The 17,235-nt window shown below is 25.4% G+C and carries 21 protein-coding genes; 10 read left to right on the forward strand and 11 right to left on the reverse strand.

Annotated features, from left to right (window positions below; all coding sequences use genetic code 4):
* Positions 1-2: 2 nt before the first annotated feature.
* On the reverse strand, positions 3-350 hold the full coding sequence (locus tag ACQH26_RS10015) for a transposase family protein (RefSeq protein WP_425381897.1): 348 nt from the start codon (positions 348-350) through the stop codon (positions 3-5).
* Between the two features lie 198 nt (positions 351-548).
* Between ACQH26_RS10015 and ACQH26_RS10020 the strand changes: the two genes are divergently transcribed.
* Positions 549-974 carry a hypothetical protein gene (locus ACQH26_RS10020; RefSeq protein ID WP_425382422.1) on the forward strand — a complete coding sequence of 142 codons (426 nt, stop codon included), beginning with the start codon at positions 549-551 and terminating at the stop codon, positions 972-974.
* 417 nt (positions 975-1,391) lie between these two features.
* Positions 1,392-3,005, forward strand: coding sequence for an MATE family efflux transporter (locus ACQH26_RS10025; protein WP_425382423.1), 1,614 nt, complete (start codon positions 1,392-1,394; stop codon positions 3,003-3,005).
* Between the two features lie 182 nt (positions 3,006-3,187).
* Here the strand turns inward: ACQH26_RS10025 and ACQH26_RS10030 are convergent, their stop codons facing one another.
* Positions 3,188-3,502: an HU family DNA-binding protein gene (locus ACQH26_RS10030; protein ID WP_286641782.1), complete on the reverse strand. Its 315-nt coding sequence runs from the start codon at positions 3,500-3,502 to the stop codon at positions 3,188-3,190.
* Between the two features lie 231 nt (positions 3,503-3,733).
* On the opposite strand from ACQH26_RS10030, the gene ACQH26_RS10035 reads away from it, so the two are divergent.
* Positions 3,734-4,093, forward strand: a complete 360-nt coding sequence (locus ACQH26_RS10035; protein ID WP_425382322.1) for a helix-turn-helix domain-containing protein — start codon at positions 3,734-3,736, stop codon at positions 4,091-4,093.
* Between the two features lie 40 nt (positions 4,094-4,133).
* Positions 4,134-4,622, forward strand: coding sequence for an IS630 family transposase (locus ACQH26_RS10040; RefSeq protein WP_425382424.1), 489 nt, complete (start codon positions 4,134-4,136; stop codon positions 4,620-4,622).
* Here ACQH26_RS10040 and ACQH26_RS10045 read toward each other — a convergent pair.
* The 6 genes from ACQH26_RS10045 to ACQH26_RS10070 form a co-directional block, all read right to left on the reverse strand.
* The gene (locus ACQH26_RS10045) at positions 4,609-5,847 is read right to left on the reverse strand and encodes an IS256 family transposase (protein WP_425383069.1); all 1,239 of its coding nucleotides are present in this window, start codon (positions 5,845-5,847) and stop codon (positions 4,609-4,611) included. The two genes, ACQH26_RS10040 and ACQH26_RS10045, sit on opposite strands and share 14 nt — an antisense overlap.
* A 472-nt stretch (positions 5,848-6,319) precedes the next feature.
* Positions 6,320-6,778 carry an IS630 family transposase gene (locus ACQH26_RS10050; RefSeq protein WP_425383116.1) on the reverse strand — a complete coding sequence of 153 codons (459 nt, stop codon included), beginning with the start codon at positions 6,776-6,778 and terminating at the stop codon, positions 6,320-6,322.
* Positions 6,759-7,253, reverse strand: a complete 495-nt coding sequence (locus tag ACQH26_RS10055) for a transposase family protein (protein WP_425382425.1) — start codon at positions 7,251-7,253, stop codon at positions 6,759-6,761. The genes ACQH26_RS10050 and ACQH26_RS10055 overlap by 20 nt, the downstream gene beginning before the upstream one ends.
* 4 nt (positions 7,254-7,257) lie before the next feature.
* Complete coding sequence (locus tag ACQH26_RS10060; protein WP_425382067.1) at positions 7,258-7,461, reverse strand: transposase family protein; 204 nt, start codon at positions 7,459-7,461, stop codon at positions 7,258-7,260.
* A 192-nt stretch (positions 7,462-7,653) separates the two neighbouring features.
* Complete coding sequence (locus ACQH26_RS10065) at positions 7,654-8,253, reverse strand: hypothetical protein (RefSeq protein WP_425382154.1); 600 nt, start codon at positions 8,251-8,253, stop codon at positions 7,654-7,656.
* Positions 8,254-8,367: 114 nt separating this feature from the next.
* Complete coding sequence (locus ACQH26_RS10070; protein WP_425382426.1) at positions 8,368-9,426, reverse strand: DDE-type integrase/transposase/recombinase; 1,059 nt, start codon at positions 9,424-9,426, stop codon at positions 8,368-8,370.
* Between the two features lie 203 nt (positions 9,427-9,629).
* Between ACQH26_RS10070 and rpsL the strand changes: the two genes are divergently transcribed.
* From rpsL to ACQH26_RS10100, 6 genes are all read left to right on the forward strand, one after another.
* Complete coding sequence (gene rpsL / locus ACQH26_RS10075; protein WP_252320120.1) at positions 9,630-10,049, forward strand: 30S ribosomal protein S12; 420 nt, start codon at positions 9,630-9,632, stop codon at positions 10,047-10,049.
* 14 nt (positions 10,050-10,063) lie between these two features.
* Positions 10,064-10,531 carry a 30S ribosomal protein S7 gene (gene rpsG / locus ACQH26_RS10080; protein ID WP_174481359.1) on the forward strand — a complete coding sequence of 156 codons (468 nt, stop codon included), beginning with the start codon at positions 10,064-10,066 and terminating at the stop codon, positions 10,529-10,531.
* A gap of 15 nt (positions 10,532-10,546) precedes the next feature.
* Positions 10,547-12,649: an elongation factor G gene (fusA, locus tag ACQH26_RS10085; protein WP_425382427.1), complete on the forward strand. Its 2,103-nt coding sequence runs from the start codon at positions 10,547-10,549 to the stop codon at positions 12,647-12,649.
* Positions 12,650-12,752: 103 nt separating this feature from the next.
* The gene (gene tuf, locus ACQH26_RS10090; RefSeq protein WP_425382428.1) at positions 12,753-14,009 is read left to right on the forward strand and encodes an elongation factor Tu; all 1,257 of its coding nucleotides are present in this window, start codon (positions 12,753-12,755) and stop codon (positions 14,007-14,009) included.
* Positions 14,010-14,111: 102 nt separating this feature from the next.
* On the forward strand, positions 14,112-14,759 hold the full coding sequence (locus ACQH26_RS10095; protein WP_425382429.1) for a nitroreductase family protein: 648 nt from the start codon (positions 14,112-14,114) through the stop codon (positions 14,757-14,759).
* Positions 14,734-15,579 carry a hypothetical protein gene (locus ACQH26_RS10100; protein ID WP_425382430.1) on the forward strand — a complete coding sequence of 282 codons (846 nt, stop codon included), beginning with the start codon at positions 14,734-14,736 and terminating at the stop codon, positions 15,577-15,579. The genes ACQH26_RS10095 and ACQH26_RS10100 overlap by 26 nt, the downstream gene beginning before the upstream one ends.
* A gap of 55 nt (positions 15,580-15,634) precedes the next feature.
* Here ACQH26_RS10100 and ACQH26_RS10105 read toward each other — a convergent pair whose 3' ends face one another.
* The 3 genes from ACQH26_RS10105 to ACQH26_RS10115 form a co-directional block, all read right to left on the reverse strand.
* Entirely contained in the window at positions 15,635-15,853 is a 219-nt protein-coding gene (locus ACQH26_RS10105; RefSeq protein ID WP_425382431.1) for a hypothetical protein, read from the reverse strand.
* 185 nt (positions 15,854-16,038) lie between these two features.
* Positions 16,039-16,332 (reverse strand): hypothetical protein, encoded by a 294-nt coding sequence (locus ACQH26_RS10110; RefSeq protein ID WP_425382432.1) that lies wholly within the window; start codon positions 16,330-16,332, stop codon positions 16,039-16,041.
* 465 nt (positions 16,333-16,797) lie between these two features.
* A complete protein-coding gene (locus tag ACQH26_RS10115; RefSeq protein ID WP_425381899.1) occupies positions 16,798-17,223 on the reverse strand; it encodes an IS630 family transposase in 426 nt (141 codons plus the stop codon).
* Positions 17,224-17,235: the final 12 nt, after the last annotated feature.

A 17,235-nucleotide genomic window follows, 5' to 3' on the forward strand; every position in this document is an offset into this window, starting at 1 on the left:
TTTTATTTTTGAATTCTTCTTTTTAAAAAAATATTTTTATTTGTTAAATTATTAAACTTATTATTATTTATTAAAATGTCTTCAATTGAACGAATATTTCGTAAAGCAGTAGTATCAACCATATCATACTCAGCACCAATACTATGATATGTACGATTTTCATATAAATATCTTAAAGTCATTACTAGTCTATCTTCTATTGACATTTTATATGGCCTTCCACCAGTGGTATTTTTTAGATTTTGATGATCTAATAAAATATTTAAAATTTCATTAAAAACTAGTTTATTAATACCAACTATTTTACGAAAATATTGATCCGGTTTATCTTTTAATTCAAAATATGTCATAAAATTTATCCTTAACTATTCAAATTTTATTTTAATAATAACAAAAAAATGAAAAGTTAACTAGTTATGCAGTAAGTCTATTATAAAAATGATGCTGATAAAGATACTATTAATAACGATGGACAGGAACCAGGGGATGTTTATGTTATAATTACTGCCGATCACCATGATCCTTATTGAAAAGGTCAAACTAAATATTTGAGAATAACAATTCAAAAGGCCAATTTAGATAAAATTACTAATCTTACTGATTTATCTAATATTAAAGTTGATGCTACTAAAAAATATCAAGAAATTGATTCAACTGTTTTTAATAGTGCTAAGCAATTTGAGAATAATAAGTTAGCAGCTGGTTTTACTGTTAATTATTTTAGTGATGAAGAAAGAAAAGTGGCAGCAGATGATGAAGAACAGGTTGCTGGTGATATTTGAGTTAAAATTAAGGCTTCTGATAATGATCCTTATTGAACAGAAACAACACCCGTTTTGAAAGTAACTTTAACAGATAAGCGTTCTGATTTAAATACAATTAAGGATTTATCAGGAATGGATCCAATTATTGTTAATCCTAATTTAACATATCAACAAATTAATAAGAATGTTATTAATACTTCTATCAATTAAAGAGTGATCCTTTAACTGGTAATTTTACTATTCACTATTTTAGTGATAAATTTGCTAAACATGTAATTAATAACTATTATCAACAAGTTGTGGTATGGTTTATGTTACTATTACTCCTGATTTTCATACAAAGGAACTAAGTGAAAAACTAATAAAATACCAATTGTTTTTTCAATTGGAAGTAATGATAGTTTTTAAATAAAAATAAATTAAAGAGATTATTTTTAAATATTTATTTATTATTAGGTTATAATGTAATTATATTTTTTATAAAAATTTATATTTTAATTTTTTTCTTCTAACATTTTTTAAAATACTAAACATGTTTTTTATTTGTGACAGCAATAGATATTTTAGTTATGAGCTTTTATAAAATATAATATTAATTAGATTAATTTTGTTAGAAAGGATAATATTATGGAAAAAGAAAATCTTGCTAAAGTTACTTTCAATAAACGAACAGAAAGAAATTCAATAAACAAGTTGAAAAGACAAGCTATTTTTAGCACGGCAAATCCATGAAAAGCAATCTTTATTATGGTCACACCACCTTTAATTGCTGTAATTATTTTTTCTACTTATCAAATTTTTGATAAATGAATTGCTACACAATGAGGTGGACAAAGTATTATTGATCGTTATAATAATTATCAAAATTCAGAAATAATGATAACTGCTGAACAAGCATTAAAAATTATTAATATTGCTACTACTTATGCTGCTGTTCCTTCTTCAATGATGGTTTCCTTTGCTTTAATGGTTGCAACTGGAACAGGTATTAAGTTTTCGATTGCATATGGTCAAAATAAACGAGAACAAATGTCAGAATATTTAGGAAATGGATTTTTATTATCTTTTTTAGTTTCTATTGTTCTTATGATCATTATGTATTTTAGTTGTCAGAGTATTATTGAATTTCAAGCTGGAAGTGATGCTGGAAGTAATCCAATAATTAGGGAAATAATAATTAAAGAAGCAGTTAGATTTTCACAAATTTTAATTCTTGCTACACCATTACTTTTTTTTGCTTATTTTTTAGTTTCATTATTACGTAGTGAAGGAATGATGTTATGAACAATTTTAATTAATGTTGCGGCTTGTTTAGTAAATATATCTTTAGATTTTATTTTTGTTATTCTTGGTAAATTAGGAATGGAAGGCACTGCATATGCAACTATTATTGCTTGAGCAAGCATTAATTTATTTTCAATAGGTATTATTTGATATAGTGCCGATAATTTAAGATTTAAAGTAGCACACTTAAAACTTAAATGAGTAATAGTAACGGGCATTTTATTAATTGGTGCAACTTCTTTATTACAAAATATTGCCCAAAGTATTTTGGCAATGGTTACTACTAAAATTTTAAATACATTGCCACCTCCAGACTATCATGGTGGAGGAAGTACTGGTATTCCTGTTTTTGTTCAATTATATGGTGGTATTATGCCTTGGTTAATTTTAATTAATGCACCTATTATTGGAATTACGCAGGGAGCAAGAGCATTAATTGGCTATGTTTATGGTTCAAAGGACTTTAGTCGTGTTTGACAATTGATGTGACGTTTAACTTTATTACTTTTATTGTTACTAATTGCTTCAGTATTATTAGTAGTAATAGCAGGGCAATATATGATGCATTTCTTTGGCGTAGATTTAGAAATGGCAAGATTCTTTAAAGTTTATATTATTATGCAGTTTGCTTTTTATCCATTAGCTACACTACATTATGTTGCTGTTATTTTCTATCAATCAATTAATCGTGGTAAATTGTCATTATTTGCTAGTTTACAACGAACAATTATAATGCCAATTGTTTGTTTAAGTTTAGGATATTATGTTGCACATGTTTCTCATAATGGTTTTTATTTTTATTTATTTCTTGGTTTTATTGATTTATTTGCTGCTTTTATATTATTACCATTATTAATTTATACATTTTGAAAATCTAAACCATTTATTCATACAACTAAAGATAAAAAAACGCAAATATCTAATTTAACAGAAAAAAAGTACTTAATAAAAATATAATAGATTAAGTAATTTATAAAAATATATCTTAATATTAATATATGAAGAAAATAAAAAATACTCATTTAAAACAGAGTATTTTTTTTAATTATTTAAGATTAAAAAAGATTGTTAATTTTACAAATTAAAAGGAATGAATATACAATCTATATTTGATTGAAGTCATTCCTAAAATAAAATATTTATTTACCTTCATTAACTCTCTTTTTTAATGCTTTACAAGAATTAAATTTAACTACTCGCTTTCTAGGAATAGCCATCGGTTCTGAATTTTGTGGATTTACTCCCGGTCGAGCTTTGCGGTATTTAATAGTAAAAGTTCCAAAGTTACGTAGTGTTACTTTTTCTCCTTTAATTAAAGCAGTAGCAATTTTATCTAAGATAAATTCTAACACTTCTTTGTATTCTTTTTCTGATAATTCTAATTTTTTTTGTACAGCTCGTGCTATCTGACTTTTTTGCATAAAATTTTCAACCCTTTCTTCACCAATTACCATAAGTATGCTATAAAAACATGCCTTAAATGATACTTATTATTATATAACATTTTTTAAAAAAACCTTATTTAATGAAAATCAAAGACTAGTAAAAAATAAGATTTGAATATATAGCTAACTAAAGTAATATTTACTCATAAATAATGTAAAATAATAATATGTAATTTAAACAGTTTTTGAATTTAAAAGTACAATTCAGCAATAATTAAAATAGATTAGGAAGATTAAATTATGCCAAAACCATACAGTGAAGACTTACTAAGAAAAGTAATAGAAGCTTATGAAAGTAAAAATATGAAAATTAAAGAAATTTGTAAAGTGTTCAATATCACTAGAAAGACTTTATTTTTATGAAGAAAAAGAAAAAAAGAAACTGGGCATATAAAACCAATTTTGAATTATCAAAAAGGACATAGCCACAAAATAAAGGATTTAGATGAATTAAAAAATTATTTAGCAGAAAATAAAGATGTTACAGTTCAAAAAGTAATTGATAAATTTGGAAATATGACTAAAGAAACAGTTTATAACTATTTTAAAAAACTAAATTATACATATAAAAAAAACTTTTCTATATGAACAAAGAGATAAAAATAAACAAGAAGATTTTTTAAAAGAAATAGCTAAAATAATGAATGAAGATTTAGTATATATTGATGAATCTGGAATTGATGATAATGAATTTTATAAATATGGTTGATCTGAAAAAGGTAAAAGATTATTTGATAATAAACCCGCATATAAAATAAAGAGAATGAGTATAATTGGTTCACTAAATAAAGGTAAATTAAAAGCCTTATGAGCATTTGAAGGACATTGCAATAGTAAAATTTTTGAATCATATGTTAAAAATAAACTAATTCCAGTATTAAAGCGTGGACAAATTATAGTTTTAGATAATGCAACGTTTCATAAATCTAAATTAACACAACAATTAATTGAAAATGCTGGATGCAAACTATTATTTCTTCCGCCATATTCTCCTAATTTAAATCCAATTGAACATTTTTGATTTGCTATAAAACATAATATAAGAAAAATATTACCAAATTATTGACCAAATAGAGGCTTTTATGTAATCTGTGTATCTTTGTTTTACAAAGTTACTAGTTCAGATTAATTCTATCTTCAAATTTTATCATAAAATGAGCAATTGCTGTATTTCAATTTTGAATGGGCATTGTTCATTTTTTTGTTATATTTTCAATTGCTAAGTAAAATATTTTGAAAACTGCCATATCATTAGGAAAAACTTTTTTATTTCTGATAACTTTTCGTAATTGACTATTAACAGATTCAATAGCATTTGTAGTATAAATCACTCTTTTAATTTCTGGTGGATAACTAATAAAAACCATTAAATTATCTCAATTTTTATATCAAGATTTAGTAATTTGCGGATATTGTTTATTTCATTTACTTTCAAATGATTCTAAAGCTTGCATTGCTTGTTCTTCACTACATGCACTATAAATTGGTTTTAAATCTGCAACTAAGGTTTTTCGATGTTTGTATGAAACATATTTTAAACTATTTCTAATTTGATGAACTATGCATAATTGATGTTCAGTTTTAGGATAAACTGCTTGTATTGCTTCTGACATGCCTGTTAAATTATCACTACAAGCAATCAAAATATCATTTAAGCCTCGATTTTTCATTTCTGTAAAATTAGCTAGTCAAAATTTAGAACCTTCATTTTCACTAATTCATAAACCTAAAACATCTTTTTTGCCTTCTAAATCCACTCCTAATGCTATATAAACTGATTTGTTAATAATGCGTTTATCTTGCCGTACTTTAACTACTATACAATCAAAATAAACAATAGAATAAATACTTTCTAATGGTCGATTTTGCCACGCCTTGACATCATCTATCACATCATCAGTAATTTGACTAATAACACTTTCACTAATATCTGCACCATGATATAACTCTTGCAACTGCATTCTAATATCTGATAAAGTCATTCCTTTGGCATATAGTGAAAGAACTTGTTGATCAAAGCCATCAAATCTTCTCTGTCTTTTTGCAACTATTACAGGAGTAAAATCACTATTACGATCTCTTGGTACATTAATTTCAATTTTACCTTGTTGAGTTATTAATTTTTTTGAACTTATACCATTACGAGCATTTTCACTATTACTATGTTGATTTTTTTCATACCCTAAATAATTTTGCATTTCAGAATTTAACATCTTTTCTACTAATCTTTTTGTTAATTCTTTATATAATCCTCCTTCTTTAAATACTGTTGTTAAATCTTCAGTATTTTCTAGTAATAAATCTACTGCTTTTGATATTGGATCATTATTATTAATACTTTGTTTTTTAGCCATCTGTAACTCACTCTTTCTAGTCATTTAATTATATTTACTAGAATTAATTAAACATAGTTATTTTTGTAAGTTACACAGATTACTAAACATTACCGAATGTACAATTTCATAAAAATCCAAATTATTTCTTGTCTAAAATATAATAAGACTATATAAAATTTAATTTATTCCGGATTTTTGACAATCTCCCAAACTTTTTCTAACTAAAGTAATGTTTACTCATATCTTCAAAAACAAAATCAATCGCTTTTTTAATATTTGGTCAATAATTTGGTAATATTTTTCTTAGAACCTGTTTAGGATCTTTTTAATAGAATTTAACTAAAACAAGAAATAATCATTTATAAATAGGTACTTAACCAATAATTTATTTTCTTTTTCATTTTTTTGTTAAAAAGATTTTATCATTTGAAAACTTATCGACTAAAAATCTATTTTTTATTATAAAATAACCATTATAATATAAATTTTATTAAAAATTAATCAAAAAAGATCCTAAACAGGTTCTTATATTATGTTTTATAGCAAATCAAAAATGTTCAATTGGATTTAAATTAGGAGAATATGGCGGAAGAAATAATAGTTTGCATCCAGCATTTTCAATTAATTGTTGTGTTAATTTAGATTTATGAAACGTTGCATTATCTAAAACTATAATTTGTCCACGCTTTAATACTGGAATTAGTTTATTTTTAACATATGATTCAAAAATTTTACTATTGCAATGTCCTTCAAATGCTCATAAGGCTTTTAATTTACCTTTATTTAGTGAACCAATTATACTCATTCTCTTTATTTTATATGCGGGTTTATTATCAAATAATCTTTTACCTTTTTCAGATCAACCATATTTATAAAATTCATTATCATCAATTCCAGATTCATCAATATATACTAAATCTTCATTAGACTTACTGCATAACGTTTTTAAGTTTTAATGATAAATTATAAAATCCTGCAATTAAATTAAATCTTAAAAATATTCGTTTTCTACCTTTTCTAAATTTATAACCAATAATTTTAAAACATTTTAAAAATGCAAAAACATGTTCAATTTTTCTGCGAGTTTTATTAATAATCTTATTAAAAATTTTAATTTTACTTGTTTTAGGATTATTTTTACTAGTTTTAATGGGTAAAAATGTATTACTATGAATTTTTTGTAAACCTTGATAATCTTTATCTGCAAGAATTACAGTTTCTGACAAAAATTCTAACTTTGAATTTTTAAAAGTTTTAAAATCATGATTTTTACCAGTATCAGGAAAAATATTTAAAATTTCATTAGTATGTGCATTAATTATGGTTTGAAACTTAACAGTATGCATTCATTTTTTGCCAGAAAATCAATCTTTTTGATTATATTTTGGTCGTTCTGTTTCTACTTCTGTTACATCAATTATCAAAATTTTATTTTTGAATTCTTCTTTTTAAAAAAATATTTTTATTTGTTAAATTATTAAACTTATTATTATTTATTAAAATGTCTTCAATTGAACGAATATTTCGTAAAGCAGTAGTATCAACCATATCATACTCAGCACCAATACTATGATATGTACGATTTTCATATAAATATCTTAAAGTCATTACTAGTCTATCTTCTATTGACATTTTATATGGCCTTCCACCAGTGGTATTTTTTAGATTTTGATGATCTAATAAAATATTTAAAATTTCATTAAAAACTAGTTTATTAATACCAACTATTTTACGAAAATATTGATCCGGTTTATCTTTTAATTCAAAAACTGTTTAAATTACATATTATTATTTTACATTATTTATGAGTAAATATTACTTTAGTTAGCTATATCATCTTTTACTTCCTGTTATATAATCTGATACTACTTTAATATCAGTTTGTAATAATCCAGTTTCTTTTACTTCATATCTCAAATGTTTTTTCTTAATAACTTTTTGTGAACAAAAACCAAAACGTTTTAATCAACGATATATAGTTTTAACCGAGGGTTTTGGCAAAAAATTAAACCTAATATCATCAATATGCCTTATTAAATAACAAAATTGAAAAGCACCTATACCAAACTCTTCTTTATACTGAACAAAATAATTTATAAATTTTTCTGATAATTCCAACTTATAGAAATATTTAATATTTTTAGGTTTTGTTGACTTAAATAATAATTCTTCAAAAGGTTTATTTCTGTAAAAAACATCATAAAAACGTTTAGCTCAATAATAAAAGGTTTGCTTTGGCATATGTAATTGAGAAATTATTTCTTTACAAGTATTTTTATTTTTAAAAATAAAACAAAATTTTCTAAATTTACGATAATAAATATTAACTTTATTAATATTTTTATCATTTTTATACTTTTCTACAAATTTGTTAAATTTATAATCAAATTTAGTAAAATCAGCACTATTAATTAAATATTTCATTTTAAACTACACCTCAACTAATAATATAAAGTTATAAAAACTTTTATTAGTCCAAAAAGTGTGTCTAATCTACAATTATTTTTCAAAATTGTAAGGTAGTACAGACATTTTGGACTATTTTTTATCTAATAAAAGTTTATCAAAATAATCCATAGGAGTCATTAATCCTAATGATTTATGTGGTTTAGAATTGTTATAATATTCTTGAAAAGAATTCACTAATTTTTGAAATAAACTAAAATCACTATTTAAATATGGTTTTATTTCAAATAAATTACTTCAATTTCTGTGAAATCTTTCAATCTTACCATTACTCTGTGGTGATCTAAACGGTGTAGTTTCATGAACTATACCTTTTTTATTACAAAAATTTGTAAATCAACGATTCCTTTGTGGTTTTCCACAAGATGTATTAGTATATTGACTACCATTATCAGTTCTAATTCTTTTAATTTTAATTCCTAATTTTTCATAGAAATTTAAAGCATTTTTAGTAGCATTTACAATATCTCTGGTTTGTGCTTGTTCAGATGGATAACAATAAGTAATTCGAGTTTTTTCATCAATAAAATCAATAATATATCATCTTTTACTTCCTGTTATATAATCTGATACTACTTTAATATCAGTTTGTAATAATCCAGTTTCTTTTACTTCATATCTCAAATGTTTTTTCTTAATAACTTTTTGTGAACAAAAATCAAAACGTTTTAATCAACGATATATAGTTTTAACCGAGGGTTTTGGCAAAAAATTAAACCTAATATCATCAATATGCCTTATTAAATAACAAAATTGAAAAGCACCTATACCAAACTCTTCTTTATACTGAACAAAATAATTTATAAATTTTTCTGATAATTCCAACTTATAGAAATATTTAATATTTTTAGGTTTTGTTGACTTAAATAATAATTCTTCAAAAGGTTTATTTCTGTAAAAAACATCATAAAAACGTTTAGCTCAATAATAAAAGGTTTGCTTTGGCATATGTAATTGAGAAATTATTTCTTTACAAGTATTTTTATTTTTAAAAATAAAACAAAATTTTCTAAATTTACGATAATAAATATTAACTTTATTAATATTTTTATCATTTTTATACTTTTCTACAAATTTGTTAAATTTATAATCAAATTTAGTAAAATCAGCACTATTAATTAAATATTTCATTTTAAACTACACCTCAACTAATAATATAAAGTTATAAAAACTTTTATTAGTCCAAAAAGTGTGTCTAATCTACAATTATTTTTCAAAATTTATTTGACTATTACTATTAAAAACTGGTATTATACTTATTGGACTAAATTTTGATACACTAGGAATTGTGTATATAATTAATTCTTTAAAATCATAAAGGAGGCTAACGATTAATGCCAACAATGAACCAACTATTACGTAAAGGACGTACAGATAAAAAATACAAATCTAAATCACCAGCGTTAAATGTTTCATATAATTCATTAACAAAAACAACTTCTTCAATTAGCAGTCCGCAAAAAAAAGGTGTAGCGCTTGTAGTTACTACAAGAACACCAAAAAAACCTAACTCAGCTTTAAGAAAAATTGTTCGTGCTCGTTTAACTAACGGTATGGAAGTTACTGCTTATATTTCTGGAGAAGGTCATAATTTGCAAGAACATGCTATTGTTGGAATCCGTGGTGGAAGAGTTAAAGACTTACCTGGGGTTAGATACCATGTTATTCGTGGATATTCTGATACTGCCGGAGTAGTAAATCGTAATCAAGGTCGTTCTAAATACGGAACTAAAAAACCAAAAGATAAGAAATAAGGAGGTAAAACTAAATGCGTAAAAATCAAGCTATTAAAAGAGAATTAGTTGCTGATCCAATTTATGATTCAAAAATTGTTACTCAATTAATTAACGCCATTATGATTGATGGTAAAAAAAGTGTAGCTCAAAAAATTGTTTATAATTCTTTTAAAATTGTTGGAGAAAAAACTCAACAAGTACCATTAGAAGTATTTGAAAAGGCAATCGCTAATATTACACCACAATTAGAAATTAAAACTCGAAGAATTGGTGGTGCAAACTATCAAGTTCCTATTGAAGTTAGTGCTACTCGTAAGATAACTTTAGCAATTCGTTGATTAGTTTCTTATTCACAAGCAAGATATGGTAATAGTATGCAAGATAAACTTGCAGCTGAGATTATGGATGCTGCTACTGGTAATGGTTCATCAATTAAAAAACGTGATGAAATTCATCGTATGGCTGAAGCTAATAAAGCCTTTGCTCACTATAAATGATAATAAAGGAGAGAGAAAATGGCAGAAAAATCAGGTCGAGAATATTCACTAGCAAATACTAGAAATATTGGAATTATGGCTCATATTGATGCTGGTAAAACTACAACAACAGAAAGAGTTTTATACCATACTGGTAAAATTCATAAAATTGGTGAGGTACATAAAGGTGCCGCAACTATGGACTGAATGGAACAAGAACAAGAACGTGGTATTACTATTACTTCAGCTGCAACAACTGCTGTTTGAAGAAATAATCGAATAAATATTATTGATACTCCGGGTCACGTTGATTTTACTGTTGAAGTTGAACGCTCATTAAGAGTTTTAGACGGAGCAGTTGCCGTATTAGACGCGCAAACTGGAGTTGAACCACAAACTGAAACTGTTTGAAATCAAGCAACTAGGTATAATGTACCAAGAATTGTTTTTGCAAATAAAATGGATAAAATTGGGGCTGACTTTGCTCATTCAATTCAAACATTAAAAGATCGTCTTGGTGCTAATGCTCATGCAATTCAATGACCAATTGGTGCAGAAGATGCTTTTGATGGAATTATTGATATAATTGAGATGAAAGCATACCATTTTGATGGTAAACCAAATGAGGATTATAAAGAAATTGCAATTCCTGAAGAACTTAAAGATGTTATTGCAAGTAGACGTGAGGAATTATTAGAAGCACTTTCTCACTTTGATGATGATTTCTTTATGAAATATGCTGAAGGAGAAGTAACCGTTGCTGAAATTAAGACAGTAATTCGTAAAGCAACAATTGCTGCTGAGTTTTTCCCAGTATTATGTGGTAGTGCCTTTAAAAATAAAGGTGTTAAATTAATGTTAGATGCAGTTATTGATTACTTGCCTTCACCATTAGATGTACCTGCAATTAAAGGAATATTACCTGTTTCATCAAAAGAAGTAGAACGTCATTCTAGTGATGAAGAACCTTTCTCAGCGTTAGCATTTAAGATCATGACTGACCCTTTTGTTGGAAGATTAACTTTTTTTAGAGTATATTCGGGAACATTAGAATCTGGTAGTTATGTATTAAACTCAACTAAAGAAAAAAAAGAGCGTGTTGGTCGAATTTTACAAATGCATGCCAATAGTCGTGCCGAAATTAAAAAGGTTTATGCTGGTGACATTGCTGCTATTGTTGGTTTAAAAGATACAACTACTGGTGATACATTATGTGATGAAAAAGGTGAAGTTATTTTAGAAAAAATGGTATTTCCAGAACCAGTTATTTCATTAGCGCTTGAACCTAAAACAAAAGCTGATCAAGAAAAAATGAGTTTAGGTTTACAAAAACTTGCAGAAGAAGATCCAACATTCCGTGTTTCATCAGACAAAGAAACAGGACAGACAATTATTTCAGGAATGGGAGAACTGCATTTAGACATCTTAACTGATCGTTTAAAACGTGAATTTAAAGTAGCAACTAACATTGGAAATCCACAAGTTGCTTATCGTGAAACAATTAAAGCAGTTTGTGAGCGCGCTGAGGGTAAATATATTCATCAATCAGGTGGTCGCGGCCAATATGGACATGTTATTATTAAATTTGAACCAAATCCAGATAAAGGATTTGAGTTTGTTGATAAAATTGTTGGTGGTAAAGTGCCACGTGAATACATTAAACCAGTACAAGAAGGATTAATTGAATCATTAGCTAATGGTTTAATTGCTGGATATCCAGTTATTGATGTTAAAGCAACATTATATGATGGTTCATTCCACCCTGTTGACTCTTCAGAACGTGCCTTTAATATTGCAGCTTCTAAATCTTTACAAGATAATAAAGATTTATTAAAACCAGTATTATTAGAACCAATTATGAATGTTGAAGTTATTATTCCAGATGAATATTATGGTTCTATTGTTGGTAAAATTTCTGGTAAAAGAGGTACTATCGAAGCAGATGAAATGCGTGGTAACAGTAAAGTTGTTAAAGCTAAAGTGCCTTTATCTGAAATGTTTGGTTATGCTACTGAATTACGTTCAATGACCCAAGGACGCGGAACATATACAATGTCTTTTTCACACTATGAAGAAGCACCAAAATCAGTTGCTGAAGCAGTTGCTGGTAAATATCAAAAAGGAAGAATTACTAAAAAATAAAATAATTTAATTGAAAGTATAATAACTTTACTTTAAAATTATCTTAGTGTTTAATTTAATTAAATAAAAATAAGTATTAATTATTTCCAAGGAGGAAACAAAAATGGCAGAAAAAGAAGTAAAAAAATCAAAACCTGTATCAACAGGCCCAAAACAAAAATTTGAACGTACAAAACCGCACGTTAATGTTGGAACAATTGGTCACGTTGATCACGGAAAAACAACATTAACTGCTGCAATTACTAGTTATTGTTCAAAACATGAAGCAGATGGATATAAAGGTATGTTTAAGGACTATGCTTCTATCGATGCTGCTCCAGAAGAAAAAGCACGTGGTATTACTATTAATACAGCTCACGTTGAATATGAAACACCAACTCGTCACTATGCACACGTTGACTGTCCAGGTCACGCTGACTACATTAAAAATATGATTACAGGTGCAGCTCAAATGGATGGTTCAGTGTTAGTTGTTTCTGCAACTGATGGTCCAATGCCACAAACACGTGAACACATTCTATTGGCACGTCAAGTTGGAGTTAAAAAAATTGTTGTATTCTTAAATAAGTGTGATATGGAAAGTGTAGACGATGACGTATTAGAACTTGTTGAAATGGAAATTCGTGAATTACTAACTAAGTATGAATTTGAAGGTGATGATACACCAATTATTCGTGGTTCTGCAAGAGGAGCATTAGATGGTAAAAAAGAATGAGAAGCAAAAATTAAGGAATTATTAACAGCAATGGATGAATGAATCCCAACACCAAAAAGAGAAGTTGATAAACCAGTATTATTAGCTGTTGAAGATGTTTTCACTATTACTGGACGTGGAACAGTAGCTACTGGAAGAATTGAACGTGGAACTTTAAAAGTTAATGATGAAATTGATATTATTGGTATTAACAAAGGTCTTAAAAAAGTTGTTGTTACTGGTATTGAAATGTTCAGAAAATTATTAGATGAAGCACAAGCTGGTGATAACGTTGGAGTATTATTACGTGGAGTTAAACGTGAAGATATTCAACGTGGACAAGTTATTTCTAAACCAGGATCAGTTACTCCACATACTAAATTTAAAGGTGAAGTTTATATTCTAACTAAAGAAGAAGGTGGACGTCATACTTCATTTAATCCGGGATATCGACCACAATTTTATTTCCGTACAACTGATGTTACAGGAAGTATGGGAGACTTTATTAATAAAGGTGAAAAATCGGAATTAATTATGCCAGGTGATAACGTTACTATTACTGTTGAATTAATTCACCCAGTTGCCCTTGAGAAAGGTACTCAATTCTCAATCCGTGAAGGTGGAAGAACTGTTGGTGCTGGACAAGTTACTGAAGTTATTAAATAATCACATTAAATTAAAAATCTTTATTCTCAAAAGAGAATAAAGATTTTTAATTAAAAATATTTTAGTAGTAAAATTAATTTATAGAAAAGAGATGACAAATCAATGCCTTATGTTAAAGAGCTGGAAAGTCTAATTTTAAATCGTAAATCAATTCGTAATTATGATCCTAGTAAAATTATTAGTGATAGTAAAATTAACGATATTCTTAACTATGTGCGTCATACCCCATCTTCATATGGTTTAGAACCATGAAAAATTTTAGTTATTAGTAATTCTAAAATTAAAGCACAATTGCAACCAATCATAAATAATCAACAACAAGTTAGTACTTGTTCACATTTATTTATTTTATTAAGTTATAGTGGTGAAAATTTCAATACTAGTAATCAATGATTTGTTGATACTGTTATGAAAAGACGTAATTTAACAAAACCACAATACGAAATTTATAAATCAACATTTAATAATTTCTTTGATCATGACAAAAAAACACAAATAAATCATTGGGCACAATGTCAAACTTTTATTTTATTACAAAATCTTTTATTATTATTAACTGCTCATGAAATTGATAATGTTGTATTAGGTGGTTTTAATGAACAACAATTATTAACTTACTTAGAATCAAATAAGATTATTGAACCTAATAAGTATCATGTTACAATTTTAGTGTCTGCTGGTTATGGTTATCCATCAAAAACTAAAATTATTAAAAGTGAAGTTAGTGAAATCAGTACGCTTATCAAATAAATGTATTAGAAAAGGTATTGCAATGGAAAAATTAAAAATAAATAACTTAGATATTGAATTAAATATTAATGTTATTGGTAAATTTTTAGATAAGATTGAATATCCAATTCTTATTTTTGATTTTGAGACTTTTCGTAATTTATTACATAAAAAAAAGAACAATTCGTATGCTCATGATTTTGAAAAAATTTTTTCAATTGCATTATTAATTATTAATAAAAAAGAAGATTTAAGTGTTAGTAATTTACAAAATAAAAAGTTACATTTATTCGTTAAAACTGTTATTCCACAACCAAATATTTTAAATGAAGATTTAAAACTTGTTAAACATCAGCAACAGTTTTTTAAATTTTTAACTAATAAGTTATTAAAATATAACATTAAATCTTTGATTTTACTTGGTGCCAGAACTGAAATATTAATGTTAAAAAACTATTTGAGTTATCATAATGATGAAAGTAAATTCAAAAATAAAGTTAGTTATTTTTTTCAAAAACATAAAATTTTTGATTTATATGATATTTGAAATAATGATCAAGTTTTAAATTTACCTTTATATAAAAAAGGTTTACATCTTGATGTTGGTGCTACTAAAAAAACTTCAATACTAATTAAAAATAATAATGATTATTGTAAAATATTAAAAGAACAATTTTCATTAACAAATAATAATATTGGAAGAATTATTGATCAATATTTTTTTAATAATATTTGTTTATTATCTAGTTTTACTACGCAAGTAGCAAATCATAATCAAAATGATGTTTTAATTGGCGCTGCAATCTTATCATTACTTTATACTTTTTGTGATAAATATTAAGAAAATAAAAAATATTAATTTAAATAATTAATATTTTTTATTACATTTTATTTTTTTAGTTCAAATTTTTTGGTATTTGTGAATTATATATTGTTGTATTTATTGATAAAGGCATTAAATTATTAATTTCATTAACATTCAATCTTGTTTCACTATTTGAACTTACATCTTGAGTTTCTAAATTATCATTATTATTTGTTAATTTAAGTAAATTTTGAAATTGTTTTTCAAGTTCTGTTTTAGATTGACTAATTAAATAAGTATTTTCAAACACTGATTTTTTGCAAGGATATCAATATCCATCTTCATCTCAAATTAAAACATCTTCTTTAGTATATTGTACTTCTTTTTTAGTACCATTTGGACCCCAAGGTAGTGATAATTCTCCGTTTTTATTATCTTTATTAAGATTAACTATTTTTATTTTAGAATCGGGATTTGCTCAAGCTTCCCCCTTATTTATATTATTAATAACCGGAATATAAGTAGTTTTAATTTTTTTTGGTTAACAACTCAATGTTCACCAATAACTCCTGTAATAATATAATCACCGCGATGACAAGTTACTGTTACTTTTTCTAGTGTTTCAATTTCTAATGGGTTATTATCTTGATGTAATTGAAATTCATATTTTACAGTAGGGTTTTTAATACAAAATGTAACATTTGAATTTTCTGTATTTTCTTTAAATAACATATTTTCTCCTTCATCTTTTTGTTTTTTGAATAAAGACTTTATTTTAAAAATAAACATATAGTAAATTTTAAATTTCAATATTTATCTTTATTTTTTTAAAATAATTTAATAAAATTAAAAAAACTAATATAGATAAAAATATCTATATTAGTAATGAACATTTAATAAATTATTATTAATAATATCATTTTTTTTATCTTTTTTAAAATATTTTTGTAATTAAATTATTATATATAGCTAACTAAAGTAATGTTTACTCATATCTTGAAAAACAAAATCAATAGCTTTTTTAATATTTGGTCAATAATTTGGTAATATTTTTCTTAGAACCTGTTTAGGATCTTTTTTGATTAATTTTTAATAAAATTTATATTATAATGGTTATTTTATAATAAAAAATAGATTTTTAGTCGATAAGTTTTCAAATGATAAAATCTTTTTAACAAAAAAATGAAAAAGAAAATAAATTATTGGTTAAGTACCTATTTATAAATGATTATTTCTTGTTTTAGTTAAATTCTATTAAAAAGATCCTAAACAGGTTCTTATATTATGTTTTATAGCAAATCAAAAATGTTCAATTGGATTTAAATTAGGAGAATATGGCGGAAGAAATAATAGTTTGCATCCAGCATTTTCAATTAATTGTTGTGTTAATTTAGATTTATGAAACGTTGCATTATCTAAAACTATAATTTGTCCACGCTTTAATACTGGAATTAGTTTATTTTTAACATATGATTCAAAAATTTTACTATTGCAATGTCCTTCAAATGCTCATAAGGCTTTTAATTTACCTTTATTTAGTGAACCAATTATACTCATTCTCTTTATTTTATATGCGGGTTTATTATCAAATAATCTTTTACCTTTTTCAGATCAACCATATTTATAAAATTCATTATCATCAATTCCAGATTCATCAATATATACTAAATCTTCATTCATTATTTTAGCTAT

Source organism: Spiroplasma endosymbiont of Melieria omissa (genome assembly GCF_964031175.1).
Lineage (GTDB): Bacteria > Bacillota_I > Bacilli_A > Mycoplasmatales > VBWQ01 > Spiroplasma_E > Spiroplasma_E ixodetis_A.